We start from the raw sequence: 12,655 nt of genomic DNA, 5'->3' as shown, positions 1-12,655 counted from the left end.
ACGTGACGTCACGAAATGTGGTATCAGCGGCGCAGTCCCCGTGCGGTGCGCACCACATTTCCGGCCGGCCGGACGATCTCGTCGCGCAGCCGGCGCCCGACGGCACCGACCGCCCGGAAGGCCGGTCCGACGGCGTGCCGCCCGACGAACGCGATCGCGATCCCGGCGGGGCGCAGCAGGAACCGGTAGACCATCCGGGCGGCCGCGGCGAGACTGCGGCCGATCAGGGCGGCGGTCCCGGCGATGCCGCGGCCGATCGGGCGGAGGATCCAGCGGTACGACGCGTCCGCGGCCCACACCAGCGCCTGCCCGAGCGGGGTGAGCACCCGGCGGTAGAACGTGATCAGCACCCACGCCATCCCGTGCCCGATCGGCGCCAGCACCCAGTTGTAGACCGCCTGCCCGGCCGGCGCGATCAGCACGTGCCAGGTCCAGGCCAGCGCCCGCCCGAGCGGGAACAGCACGAACCGCCCGAGGAACACCAGCAGCGGCCGCAGCAGGAATCGGACCAGCTGGCGCAGCACCCAGGCGACCCCGGTGACCAGCGCCGCGACCAGCCAGCGCAGCGCGTGCCAGACCGGCAGCAGCACCCACTGCAGCAGCTGGCGGACCAGCCGGAGCAGCGGCGCGACCAGGAGCGTGCGCAGCAGCCAGCCCAGGGCCCGGCCGACCGGCCGCACCACGAACCGCTGGACGAGCACCCCGAGCTCCCAGAGCAGCCGGAACGGGAAGACGACGATCAGCGCGACGGCCCGGATCGGCCAGGTGAGCCAGGCGGGCGCCGCGGGCGCGGGCCGCGGCAGGGGGGTGGTCATCACGGGCTCCTCGTTGCTCAAGCCGTTCCACGGTACTGGAGTGCATCCAGCCGGACCGCAGTGGAGCGGATCCGGCGGATGGGCAGGTGGCGCCCCCTGTCAGATGGGTGACGGGACCGGGATCCGGGGTCCGCCGCGGAGAACAATCGCGGGATGGAGCCGGCGCAGCAGGAACGCACACCGTTCGCCGACATCGACGGTCTGACCGCACCGATGACGGACCTGGTGCTGACCGCGCTGACCGAGATGGGCCGGCATCCGGAGATCCGCCGGGTGCGCCGGGCCGGGTTCGACGCGTTGCGCCCGGCACCGGGGATGCGGCTGCTGGACGCGGGTTCCGGCAGTGGCGAGGTGGCCCGGTCGCTGGCCGCCGAGACCGGCCCGCGCGGCGAGGTGATCGCACTGGACTACTCGGCGGCGATCACCGCGGCCGCGATCGCCCGGCACGACGGCGGCAACGTGCGCTATGTCACCGGTGACGTCGGCGCCCTGGAGCTGCCGGACGACTGTGTCGACGGGGTGTGGTGCGAGCGGGTGCTGCAGCACGTGGCCGATCCGGACGCGGCGGTCGCCGAGCTGCGCCGGGTGACCCGGCCGGGCGGGCGGCTCGTGCTGATCGACACGGACTGGGACTCGCTGGCCTTCGACGGGATGCCGGCGCGGCTGTGGGCGGAGCTGTCCGCGTACGCCGCCCGGCATTTCACCCCGCCGCAGCGGGACATGGGGCGTACGTTGCGCCGCCGCCTGGTCGCGGCCGGCCTGTCCGGCCTGACCGCGACCCCGGTGACGTGTCTGTTCGGCAGTCCCGAGTCGGCGGCGGTGGTGCTGCCGATGGTCAATCCGCGGGTGCCGGCCGAGACCTGGCAGACCCCGCCCGGCCTGCGCGAGGAGTGGCTGTCCTGCGTCGAGGCGGCCGGCGCCCGCGGCGACTTCCTCGCCGTCCTGACCATCTGGGTGGTCACCGGCACCGTCCAGCGGTCGACCGCTGCCACCGGGCGGGCAGAGCCGTCGCCGACTATCGTTCCACGGGGACCATCCGGTGCAGGAGGCGGTCCAGCGGCATGCTGGCGAAGCTGATCCGGACGTCGCTGGAGGCGTACGGCAGCCAGAACCGCCCGTCGTGGACCAGCCCGCCGCAGGAGTAGAGCACGTTCGGCACGTACCCTTCCCGCTCGATCTCGTCCGGGTCGATCAGGCCCTGCGGCAGGTCGGCGATCACCTTGGCCGGGTCGTCCAGGTCGAGCAGCATGGCGCCGATCGCGTACCGCCGCATCGGCCCGACCCCGTGGGTGAGCACCAGCCAGCCGGCCTCGGTCTCGATCGGTGATCCGCAGTTGCCGACCTGGATCAGGTCCCAGCCGCGGTGCGGGACGAGCAGCGGCCCGGCCGGCTGCCAGCGGTGCTGGTCGTCGCGGACGGCCAGGCCGAGGGTTTCGCCGTCGGAGCGGCACAGGGCCATCTTCCGGCCCTTGATGTACCGCGGGAACAGCGCCATGCCCTTGTTGCGCGCGGCCGGCCCGTGCAGCGCGGTCACCTCGAAATGCCGCAGGTCACGGCTGTAGATGACGCGTCCGGAAATGTTGAATCCGTCGTACGCCGTATAGGTCGCCTGGTAGGCCGGGCGACCGTCCGGGTCGATCACCTGGACGAACCGCGCGTCCTCCATGCCCCGGCTCTCGCTCGGGGTGGCCGGCCAGAGGACCCGCTGGTGCAGCGGCATGGTGGCCGGGAAGGTCACCGCGTAGTCGTCCAGCACGATCCGCCGGATCAGGTCCATCGTCATCGGCGTGGTGGGCCGGGCCTGCAGTTCGGGCGGCAGGTGGCTGAGGATGTCCTCGAATTCCGCGTCGTCGTAGCGTTCAGGCAGCGAGTTGAGGATGTAGGCCGAGCACTCGTTGTCGATGTCCTCGTCGCCGAGCGCCGCGAACAGCTGGTGCTTCATGTGCTTGGCGCCGACCCGGGTGCCGATCGCGAGCGGACCGTCGCGGTCCTCCAGACGGATCGCCGCGCCCGGCCCGATGATCACGCTGCAGAACCCGATAGAGGAGATGTGCCCCTCGCCGATCTGCCGCAGGCTCAGCGCCCCGCGCAGCTCGCCGGGGGCCAGGTCGCTCTGGTCCGGGTGCGGCACCATCGACGGGTTGCACAGCGCCGCCGCCTCGACCGAGAACTCGTGGCTGAAGTACGCCCCGATCAGCGTCCGGGCCTGCGGCGACAGCTCGATCTCCGGCGGCACCCGGTGCTGGACCACCTCGTAGTGGTGCTGGAAGACCGACAGGATGTCGTGGTGCCGCCCGGAGAAGCGGTTCAGCACGTCCTCGAGCAGCGTGCCGATGTCGTTCTCGTCGAGCTGCAGCATCCGCTCGATCATGCAGGCGGTCCGGTTGTGCGTGGCGTGCGCGTCCTCGCCGGGCACGAACAGCTTGATCACCACGCGGCGCCCGTCGGGCTGCATGGTGATGTTGTGACGGGTGATGTCGGTGGTGTTCACAGTCGCTGTCACGCCAAACCGCCTTGCGGTCGGGTCGCGCTCCGGATCGCCAGCGTGCGGGCATGCTGCAGCGTGGAGACGAGCGCGAGAGTGGATTCGGCTCCTTGGTTCAGATTAGGACCATCAGCCGTCAATCCGTCATAACAACCATGAGTCTCGCTGTCGTACATCACCGTTCCGGTGTCGTTGTCGCCCAGGAACCACGCGATCGCCTGGAAGAGCGGGGCGTCCCAGCGCTCGTCGCCGGTCACCGCGGCGGCCGTGGCGCAGGCGTCCGCGGTGGCGGCCGCCTCGATCGGCTGCTGGTCGTGCCGGTGCCGGGCGGAGCCGGGCCGCCAGCCGCCGACCGGGACGGTGGACAGGTGGCCCCGGTGCTCCTGGGTCCGGCACAGCCAGGCGAGCATCCGCAGCCCGTCGGCGAGCAGCGCCTCGTCGCCGAGCAGGTCGCCGGCCGCGATCACCACCTCGGCCAGGGCCGGGTTGGCGTAGGTGAGCTCGCGTTCCGGCCAGCACCAGTCCGGGTCGGACCCGGGCAGGCCGATCACCGTGGCCGCGTCGCCGAGCAGGTCGGCGGCGAGCCGGTCGCGCGGGTCGGCGCGGAGCACCTCGGCCGCGCCCAGTCCGGCGAAGGCCATCGCCCGCGGCCAGGTGGAGCGGCGGGTGGCTCCGAGGTGGAAGGCGTACCGCGCCTCACGCCGGATCCAGCCGGCGGTGCTGCGCGCGGCCGCGGTGCCCAGCCCCCACAGGGCGCGGCCCCACCAGTCGCCCAGCGACGGCTCGTCCTGCCAGCGCCGGTCATAGCCCATCCGGTTGCGGAACGCGCCGTCGGCGTCCTGGGCGTGGGTCAGGAAGGCCAGGTAGCGTTCACCGGCCCGGAGCACCTCGGGGGCCGGCCGGGGCTCCCGGCTGACCACCAGCAGGCCCCGGGACACGTCGTCGACGCAGTAGCCGTGCTCGCGCCGGACGATCGCGGTGCGCGCGTGTTCCAGCAGCCCGGTGTCGTCGGAGAGCCGGAGCACGTGATCGAAGCGCGGCTCCGGTACGTCGGTGAGCCGGACCGGCGGCGGAATCAGCCGCAGCCCCTGGCTCATGCCGTGAGGGTCGCGGCCGGCAGCGGCACGCGGTCGGCGAGCAGGCGGGCGGCCAGCGACTGGTACCGGGCGGCGACCGCCGGCCAGCGCAGGGTCGGCCCGCCGGCGAGCCCGGCGAGGCGCCCGGGCAGTCCGGGCTCGGCCAGCACGTGCCGGATCGCGCAGGCCATCGCCTCCGGGTCCTGGTGCGGCACGAGCAGCCCGGGGCCGCTGGCCAGCAACTCGACGGCGTGCGGGAACTCGGTGGCGACCACCGGCACCCCGGCGCCCACCGCCTCGATCAGCACCCCGGAGGTGACCTGCTCGGTCGAGTCGTAGGGGAGCACCACCGCGTCCGCCGACCGGATCAGCCGGGACAGTTCACCGGCGTCCAGGTAGGCATCGAGCCAGCGGACCGATGCGGTCACGTCGAGGTCGTCGGCGAGCGACTTGAGCCCGTCCCGGTACACGTCGCCCTGCTGTTCGAGCACCTTCGGGTGGGTGCGGCCGGCGACGGTGTAGATCGGGGCCGGGCTCAGGTCGTCGAGCAGCGCGAGGGCCCGCAGCGCCCATTCGATGCCCTTGCCCGGGCCGAGCAGGCCCCAGGTGAGCAGGTGCGGCCGGTCGTGGTCCTCGCGGGGCACCCCGGCGTGGCTGCCGGCGCCGTGCGGGATCACCGTGATCTTGCGAGGGTTCACCGCGTAGTTCGTGGTCAGTCGCTGCCGGGCGGTGTCGGTCATGGTCACCACGGCATCGGCGACCTCGGCGATCTGCTCCAGCACCGCGCGCTGCAGGGTGTCGGGTTGGGTGAGGACGGTGTGCAGCACCACGATGGAGGGCACCTTGAGCGCGTGCAGCAGCGGCAGCACCTCGGCGCCGGCGTCACCCGGGTAGATGCCGTACTCGTGCTGGATCACCGCGACGTCGAACCGGTTGAGCGCGGCGGCGGCCCCCGCCCAGCCGCCGGGCAGATCGGTGTGCCAGGTGTGCACCACCCGGGGCGCGGCCCGGTCGAGTGCGATGCCGCCGCTGGTGTTGTCCCGGGCGAGCAGCCGCACCACCCCGGATCCGGCGGTTGCGCCGGGCGTTCCGGCGGCCAGATGCATGGCGAGTGCCGCATTGAACGTCGCCAAACCGCATTGTGTGGGCGGATAAGTACTCAAAAACCCGTATGTCGCGGGCATGACTGGCCTTTCTCTCCTCGGCCGGCTGCCTCCGGCGCAGCGCGGACACCGCGCGCGGGCATGACTACGGGCACCGCGCGTGAACGGCGTAGAGGCGTTTCGGGAAATGTCCCGTTTAACGCGCAATTCACATGGGGACCGTAACAAGATCAAGCTTTTCAGCAGACGATTTTTCGGTAAATCGCCAGGTACGCGTCGACCATCCGATCCGCGCCGAAGCGTTCCCGCGCCCGGGCCGAACAAACCCGGCGATCCAGGGCGGCGACCTCGTCGACCGCGGCCACCGCCTCGTCGACCGAGCCGACCAGGCGTCCGGTGACGCCCTCGTCCACCACCTCGGGCATGGAGCCCTTCCGGTACGCGATCACCGGCGTACCGCAGATCATCGATTCCACGACGGAGAGCCCGAACGGCTCGGCGAACCGGATCGGGTGCAGCAGCGCCGCCCCGGAGCCGAGGATCGCACCGCGCTCCTCGGGGCCGACCGAGCCGAGATAGACCACTCGGTCGCCGTCGATCAGCGGCTCGACCTTCTCCCGGAAGAATCGCCGGTCCTGGACGATCCCGCAGATCACCAGCCGCCGGCCGGCCCGTCGGGCGATCTCGACGGCCAGATCGGTGCCCTTGTCCGGGTGGATCCGGCCGAACAGGATCAGATCGTCGCCGCCGGTGGTGTGCAGCGGCAGTCCGTCCAGGTCGACGCCGTGGTGCACGGTGGCCACGTAGTCCAGTTCCGGCGACCGGTCGCTGTCCGAGATCGAGACGAACCGGGACTTCGCTCTCCGGTACGCCGGGAGGATGTTCGCCCCGGAGAACCCGTGCACCGTGGTCAGCATCGGCGCGGCGCAGTGTGCGGAGAACGCCAGTGGTAGCCAGTCCAGGTGGTTGTGGATCAGGTCGAACTCGCCGGAGCGGGCCAGCGCGTGGCTGACGTGGATCGCCTCCCAGACCCGGCCGTCGAGGCTGTCGCTCTCCTCGTACCCGGTCGGCACGACGCCGTCCAGGGTGGCCTTGGTGACCGAGTCCAGGGTGGCGAACAGGGTGACGTCCACGCCGCGCGCGGTCAGCCCCTCGGCGAGCAGGCTGGTGATCAGTTCCCACGGGCCGTAGTGCACCGGGGGAGTGCGCCAGGCGATCGGCCCGAGCAGCGCGATCTTCACGACAAAACACACTTTTCGGTAATAAGCACGTGATCAGTATGCCTCTCCGTCACCGCGCGGAACCGCCCGTTCTCGTGTTAGAGAAGACCAATGACGGATTCGTGGTGGAAGAAGGCGGTCGTCTACCAGATCTATCCGCGGAGCTTCGCGGACTCGGACGGTGACGGCATGGGCGACCTGCGCGGGATCATCGGCCACCTCGACCATCTCGCCGAACTCGGCGTGGACGTGCTCTGGTTGTCGCCGGTCTATCCCTCGCCGCAGGACGACAACGGTTACGACATCAGCGACTATCAGAACATCGAGCCGATGTTCGGCACCCTGGAGATCTTCGACGAGCTGCTCGCCGGTGCGCACGCCCGGGGCATGAAAATCGTGATGGACCTGGTGGTCAACCACAGCTCGGACGAGCACCCGTGGTTCGCCGAGAGCCGGTCGTCGCGGGACACCCCGAAACGGGACTGGTACTGGTGGCGGCCGGCCCGCGAGGGCATGGAGCCGGGCACGCCGGGCGCCGAGCCGACCAACTGGGGTTCGGTGTTCGGCGGCCCGGCCTGGGAGTTCGACGAGAAGACCGGCGAGTACTACCTGCACCTGTTCTCCCGTAAGCAGCCCGACCTCAACTGGGAGAACCCGGAGGTGCGCCAGGCCGTCTACGCGATGATGCGGTGGTGGCTGGACCGGGGCGTGGACGGCTTCCGGATGGACGTGATCAACATGATCTCCAAGGTCACGCCGCTGCCGGACGGGCGGCTGTCGGCCGGCGCCGCATACGCGGACGGCTCGGCCGGCTTCGTCGGTGGCCCGCGCCTGCACGAGTTCCTCAAGGAGATGTACCGCGAGGTCTTCGACGGCCGCGGTGAGCTGCTCACCGTCGGCGAGATGCCCGGCGTCACGGTCGACGAGGCCCGGGTGCACACCGACCCGGCCGAGCACGAGATCGACATGGTGTTCCAGTTCGACCACGTCTGGGCCGACCGCGGTCCTGACCCGTGGCTGCTGCAGAAACTTCAGCTGACCAACCTCAAGGCGATCCTCGGCCGGTGGCAGGCCGGGCTCGCCGAGGTGGGCTGGAACAGCCTGTACTGGAACAACCACGACCAGCCGCGGATCGTCTCCCGCTACGGCGACGACTCACCGGAGCACCGGGTCGCCTCGGCCAAGATGCTCGGCACCGTGCTGCACCTGCACCGCGGCACGCCCTACGTCTACCAGGGCGAGGAGCTCGGGATGACGAACTACCCGTTCCGCGGCATCGAGGACTTCCGCGACATCGAGGCGCTCGGGCAGTACAAGCAGGCCCTGGAGTTGGAGGGGCGCAGCGCCGAGGCGGTGCTGACCGTGCTGCGCGCCCGCGGCCGGGACAACGCGCGCACCCCGATGCAGTGGGACGACTCGCCGCAGGCCGGGTTCACCACCGGCACGCCGTGGCTGGCGGTCAACCCGAACTATCCGCAGATCAACGCGGCGGCGCAGCGGGCCGACCCGGACTCGGTCTTCCACTACTACCGCAGACTGATCGAGCTGCGGCACACCGAGCCGGCCGTCGCCCTGGGCGACTTCACCATGCTGCTGCCGCACGACGAGCGGTTGTACGCCTTCACCCGCCGCCTGGACGCCACCGAGCTCCTGGTGATCGGCAACTTCACCGGCGAGACCGTCCAGGCGGAGATCGCGGACGCCGCGTCCTGGGCGCACGCCGACGTGCTGATCACCAACGTCCCCGGCGCCACCCCGCGGAACCTGACCCTGGCCCCCTGGCAGGCCGTCGTCTACAAACGCACGGTCTGATCCGCGCCGCCGACGGTCAGGTGCAGCGTGGAGCTGTGCCGGACCGTCGTGCGGGTGGGCACCAGCCGGGTGGCGGTGGCGGCCAGTCCGGCAGGTCGCGCCACTCGTCGACGCCGCCGACGTGGACCCGGACCCGCCGCTCCGGCGCGCCGCCCCGCAGCCGCCGCAACGCCTGCCCGAAGACCTCGGTCCATCCCGCGCTGAGCGTGCTGGTGTGGGTCCACGGCCCGATCAGCAGGTCGGTCTCCAGGCCGGCGTCCCGGCGTCGCCGATAGAGCGTGACTGGCGGGCCGACCTACTCGCGCTCTGCGTCATGCAGCGCGCGCTGATGCTGGCCCACCCGTGGCTGCCCGGCGTGCTGGCCGGGCGCCGGCTGATCGGGCGCAATCTGCTCGGCTTCCTGGAGCACGGGCTGCGCGCGCTGCAGCCGGCCGGGCTGCCCGGGGTCGCCGGGATGACCCTGCTCGGCCTGCTCACCGGCTTCGTGGCGTCCTACGTGACCAGCGAACTGGCCGACGCCTCGGACGCGGTGGCGCAGATCGGGGCGGCGGTGGCGACCGGGGACTTCCCGCTGCTGGCCCGGACGCTCGGCGAGGGCGGGACGCCGCTGGACTTCCCGCGCATCGCGGACTGGATGATCACCGGTCTGGTCGAGCGGGCGGAACACCGGTAATCGAGCTTTTTTCACAGAAATGGCCACAAGCCACTCCTGTCCCCGGCAAGGTGACACATGGTCGCCGGTACACACCCGATCTGACCCCTCCCGCCGGCGCCCGGGGAGTAACGCATGCGCCGCAACCGGCTCGCCGCCCGTCTCGTCACCGCCCTGGTCGCCGTCACCCCGGCGATCGCCCTGGCCCTGGTCGGTCTCGGCCCGGCGCCGGCCGGCGGTGACCCGCTGCTGCAGACCTTCGCCCTCACCGGCGGCCTGCGGCTGGCCGCGGACGGCGCCGGCGCGGACGTCGAGCGGTCCCTCCCGGAACGCGACACCAAACCGTTCAGCCTGGTCGGGGTCACCTGGGACGACCCGCGCGCGGTGGCGGCCGGGACCATCCAGGTGCGCACCCGCCCGGCCGGCCGCCGCACCTGGACGCCGTGGCGCGAGCTGGAGACCGACGCGCCCGACGAGTCCGGCGGCCAGGCCGTCCGGGGCGCCAGCGACCCGCTCTGGGTGGGCCCGTCGGACGGTGTGCAGGCCCGGGTGATCGCCGCCGGCGCGGCCCGGGCGCTGCCGGCCGGGATGCGGGTCGACCTGATCAACCCGGACGCCCGGCCGGCGCCGGTGGCGGACGCGATGGCGCCGGCGGCGGCCGAGCGGCTCCGCCGGATCGCCGGGGTGGAGATCCCGGACCGGCCGGTGCCGCGGATGCTGACCCGGGCCGCCTGGGGCGCCGACGAGCGGATGGTGCGGGAGAAGCCCGCGTACACCGGTCCGGTCCAGGTGTTCTTCGTGCACCACACGGCGACCGGCAACGACTACAGCTGCGGGTCGTCGACCAGCGTGGTCCGCGGTATCCAGGCGTACCAGGTGAAGAGCAAGGGCTGGAACGACATCGGCTACAACTTCCTGGTCGACAAGTGCGGCACCATCTTCGAGGGGCGGCGCGGCGGGATCACCCGCAATGTGCTCGGCGCGCACACCCTGGGCTTCAACACCGACGCCAGCGCGGTCGCGGTGATCGGCGACTACCGCGGCACCGCGGCCGGTTCGGCCACCGAGGTCGCGGTGGCCCAGCTCGCCGCGTACAAGCTGGGCGCGGCCGGGAACGCGCCGGACGGCCGGGTGGTGGTCACCTCCGGTGGTGGACCGAAATACCGGCCCGGCACCCGGGTCCGGCTGTACCGGATCTCCGGCCACCGCGACGCCGGACTCACCGAATGCCCGGGGACCAGCCTGTATCGCCGGCTGCCGGCGATCCGGGCGCTCGCCGGTGGTGCTCCGGCCGGGCTGCGCTTCGCCAAACTGACCGGTTCGACCCGCTGGGGCGGCGCCTACTGGACCCGGGGGTCGCTCACCCCGCTGTGGTCGCTGAGCACCCCCGGGCAACTGCTCAACCGATTCGACGTGTACGTCGACGGCGACCTCGTCCTCTCCCGGGCGTCCACCGAACGTCTCGGTCAGCTTCAGCTGAGTCCCGGCCCGCACACCGTCACGGTCAAGGCCCTGCACCTGTCCGGGCGCAGCGCCACCGCCACCGTCAAGGTGATCGCCGACGTCGAGCCGCCCGCCTTCACCACGCTGCCGCAGGCCTCGCTGAGCTCCGGGACGATCGGGACCAGCACCCCGGTCCGACTGGACTGGTCGGCCGACGACCCGGCCGGGATCCGCGCCGCCGCGATCAGCGGGGCCAGCCGGGCCACCCTCGACGGGGCGATCCGCAGCCTCACCGGCACCGCACCGGTGGGCGCCGCGTCCAGCTGGACGGTGGCGGTCACCGACCATGCCGGCAACGAACGGACGGCGTCGATCAGTCGTACCCCGGCAATCGTCGCGGACAGCGACGCGACCCGGACCGGAAGCTGGCGGACGGTATCGGACAGCCATCATCTCGGTGGTGCGGCGTCCGCCGCCGCCAGCGACAGCGCGGCGTTGAGCTGGACCTTCACCGGCCGCTCCGCGGCCGTCGTGGCGGCCCGCAACCCGGCGGCGGGCCGGCTCAAGATCTATCTCGACGGCGATTTCCTGGGGTACGTCGATCTCCGCTCCGCCGCGCCGCAATACCGCCGCCTGGTCTGGACCCAGGCGTGGAGCACCGCGAACGAGCACACCGTGAAGGTCGTCCCGGAAGCCACCGCCGGGCGCCCGACGGTGACCGTGGACGGGCTCGCCTATCTGCGCTGAGCGCCCGCCGGGGTCAGCCCGTAGTCCTTCAGGACGATCGCGTCGGCCTTGGCGAACTGGCTCGCCATCAGGTCCCGGATCGGCCAGCGGGTCATCATGCCCATCGTCTTCGCCCGGGTCTTGATCCACAGGGCGGACTTCGGGGCCATCCCGGCCGCGCCACCCGGCGGCAGCTTCGTGCCGGTCGCCACGTACCCGGCCATCTCGCTCTGGTAGGCGGCGAACGCCCGCTCCGGATCCCCGTGCCGGCTCAGCTCACCGGCCAGCACGTACGCGCCCACCAGGCTCATGCTGGTGCCCAGCCCGACGATCGGCGACCCGCAGTAACCGGCGTCGCCGACCAGCCCGATCCGGCCCCGCCACCAGCGGTCCACGTGCACCTGATTGATCGAGTCGAAGAAGAAGTCGGGCGCGTCCGCCATCTGCGCGAGCAGGCTCGGCACCTTCCACCCGGCGCCGGCCATCCGCTCGGTGACCACCCGCTTCTCCTCGTCCCGGGAGAGCCGCTCGTAGCGCATCCGCGGCTCGCGGAACCCCAGGTGCGCCTTCGCCGTGCCGCCCCGCTCCGGGCGCAGGCCGGCGACCAGGCCGCCCGGCTCGTTGTACATCAGGTACCAGTTGTCCATGTCGCCCGGATCGGCCACCGTGAAATACGCCGAGTAGAGGCCCAGATACCGGACGTACTCCTGGTCCGGGCCGAACGCCAGCGAGCGCACCCCCGAATGCACACCGTCGGCCCCGAGCACCAGGTCGTAGCGTTCCCGCAGGCCGCTGGCGAAGGTGACGTCCACCCCGGCGGCGTCCTGAGCCAGGGCGGTGATCCGGTCGCCGTACCGGTAGTCGGTGAAGCCCGCGGTGACGTCCCGCAGGATCTGCGCCAGATCACCCCGGGCGATCTCGATCTCCGCGACGATCCCCTCGCCGCCGAACGCCTCGGCCGGCATCCGGCCCATCGACCGGTTGTGCCTATCCACCAGCTTCAAGCCGCGCTCGTCGACCTGCCGGGCCCGGATCGCCTCGCGGATGCCCATCCACTCGATCACCTGCCGGGCCACGCCCCGGACGTCCACCGCGTGCCCGCCCGGGCGCGGGCCCCGCGACTTCTCCACCACGGTCACCTCGGCGCCCGCCCGGTGCAGCCAGAATGCGCTGGCCGGCCCCGCCACACTGCTCCCGGAAATCAGAACCCGCATCTCCCCGCTCCTCTGCGTACGATGTACTCGATGTACTAGGAACGCTAGGGTGGGCTGAGGAAAAAGGCGAACCGCACTAGTACGGAAAGGCAGGTGTACTAGGTGGCCG

General features: G+C 71.9%; 11 protein-coding genes. 4 read left to right on the top strand and 7 right to left on the bottom strand.

Going from position 1 to position 12,655, the window contains the following annotated elements; translation table 11 throughout:
* Positions 1-23: 23 nt before the first annotated feature.
* Positions 24-815, bottom strand: coding sequence for a hypothetical protein (locus ACSP50_RS33605; RefSeq protein WP_014693774.1), 792 nt, complete (start codon positions 813-815; stop codon positions 24-26).
* A gap of 153 nt (positions 816-968) precedes the next feature.
* Here ACSP50_RS33605 and ACSP50_RS33600 point away from each other — a divergent pair, with 153 nt between their 5' ends.
* Positions 969-1,892 (top strand): methyltransferase domain-containing protein, encoded by a 924-nt coding sequence (locus ACSP50_RS33600; RefSeq protein WP_014693773.1) that lies wholly within the window; start codon positions 969-971, stop codon positions 1,890-1,892.
* On the opposite strand, the gene ACSP50_RS33595 is transcribed toward ACSP50_RS33600, so the two are convergent.
* From ACSP50_RS33595 to ACSP50_RS33580, 4 genes are all read right to left on the bottom strand, one after another.
* Entirely contained in the window at positions 1,831-3,318 is a 1,488-nt protein-coding gene (locus tag ACSP50_RS33595; RefSeq protein ID WP_014693772.1) for a glycoside hydrolase family 130 protein, read from the bottom strand. The two genes, ACSP50_RS33600 and ACSP50_RS33595, sit on opposite strands and share 62 nt — an antisense overlap.
* Entirely contained in the window at positions 3,315-4,397 is a 1,083-nt protein-coding gene (locus ACSP50_RS33590) for a hypothetical protein (RefSeq protein ID WP_014693771.1), read from the bottom strand. Before ACSP50_RS33590 ends, ACSP50_RS33595 begins: the two co-directional genes overlap by 4 nt.
* Positions 4,394-5,560, bottom strand: a complete 1,167-nt coding sequence (locus ACSP50_RS33585) for a glycosyltransferase (RefSeq protein ID WP_014693770.1) — start codon at positions 5,558-5,560, stop codon at positions 4,394-4,396. The genes ACSP50_RS33590 and ACSP50_RS33585 overlap by 4 nt, the downstream gene beginning before the upstream one ends.
* A gap of 158 nt (positions 5,561-5,718) precedes the next feature.
* A complete protein-coding gene (locus ACSP50_RS33580; protein ID WP_014693769.1) occupies positions 5,719-6,720 on the bottom strand; it encodes a glycosyltransferase family 4 protein in 1,002 nt (333 codons plus the stop codon).
* A 90-nt stretch (positions 6,721-6,810) separates the two neighbouring features.
* Between ACSP50_RS33580 and ACSP50_RS33575 the strand changes: the two genes are divergently transcribed.
* On the top strand, positions 6,811-8,511 hold the full coding sequence (locus ACSP50_RS33575; protein WP_014693768.1) for an alpha-glucosidase: 1,701 nt from the start codon (positions 6,811-6,813) through the stop codon (positions 8,509-8,511).
* Here ACSP50_RS33575 and ACSP50_RS44720 read toward each other — a convergent pair.
* Positions 8,493-8,615, bottom strand: coding sequence for a hypothetical protein (locus ACSP50_RS44720; RefSeq protein WP_255344714.1), 123 nt, complete (start codon positions 8,613-8,615; stop codon positions 8,493-8,495). The genes ACSP50_RS33575 and ACSP50_RS44720 overlap by 19 nt on opposite strands.
* Before the next feature lie 110 nt (positions 8,616-8,725).
* On the opposite strand from ACSP50_RS44720, the gene ACSP50_RS33570 reads away from it, so the two are divergent.
* Positions 8,726-9,184: a TetR/AcrR family transcriptional regulator C-terminal domain-containing protein gene (locus ACSP50_RS33570; RefSeq protein WP_052311796.1), complete on the top strand. Its 459-nt coding sequence runs from the start codon at positions 8,726-8,728 to the stop codon at positions 9,182-9,184.
* Between the two features lie 114 nt (positions 9,185-9,298).
* The gene (locus ACSP50_RS33565) at positions 9,299-11,353 is read left to right on the top strand and encodes an N-acetylmuramoyl-L-alanine amidase (protein ID WP_014693766.1); all 2,055 of its coding nucleotides are present in this window, start codon (positions 9,299-9,301) and stop codon (positions 11,351-11,353) included.
* Here ACSP50_RS33565 and ACSP50_RS33560 read toward each other — a convergent pair.
* Entirely contained in the window at positions 11,341-12,546 is a 1,206-nt protein-coding gene (locus tag ACSP50_RS33560) for an FAD-dependent monooxygenase (RefSeq protein ID WP_014693765.1), read from the bottom strand. The two genes, ACSP50_RS33565 and ACSP50_RS33560, sit on opposite strands and share 13 nt — an antisense overlap.
* Positions 12,547-12,655 lie beyond the last annotated feature (109 nt).

The organism is Actinoplanes sp. SE50/110 (assembly GCF_900119315.1).
In the GTDB taxonomy this organism is placed as follows: Bacteria; Actinomycetota; Actinomycetes; order Mycobacteriales; family Micromonosporaceae; genus Actinoplanes.
The sequence above is the reverse complement of the archived record's forward strand: the minus strand, read 5'-3'. Positions and strand labels throughout refer to the sequence as shown.

Bases quoted from the DNA above. Each gene is read 5' to 3' on its own strand.
- ACSP50_RS33575 (WP_014693768.1), top strand. From the start codon at position 6,811: ATGACGGATTCGTGGTGGAAGAAGGCGGTCGTCTACCAGATCTATCCG.
- ACSP50_RS33600 (WP_014693773.1), top strand. From the start codon at position 969: ATGGAGCCGGCGCAGCAGGAACGCACACCGTTCGCCGACATCGACGGT.
- ACSP50_RS33560 (WP_014693765.1), bottom strand. From the start codon at position 12,546: ATGCGGGTTCTGATTTCCGGGAGCAGTGTGGCGGGGCCGGCCAGCGCA.
- ACSP50_RS33590 (WP_014693771.1), bottom strand. From the start codon at position 4,397: ATGAGCCAGGGGCTGCGGCTGATTCCGCCGCCGGTCCGGCTCACCGAC.
- ACSP50_RS33565 (WP_014693766.1), top strand. From the start codon at position 9,299: ATGCGCCGCAACCGGCTCGCCGCCCGTCTCGTCACCGCCCTGGTCGCC.
- ACSP50_RS33585 (WP_014693770.1), bottom strand. From the start codon at position 5,560: ATGCCCGCGACATACGGGTTTTTGAGTACTTATCCGCCCACACAATGC.
- ACSP50_RS33605 (WP_014693774.1), bottom strand. From the start codon at position 815: ATGACCACCCCCCTGCCGCGGCCCGCGCCCGCGGCGCCCGCCTGGCTC.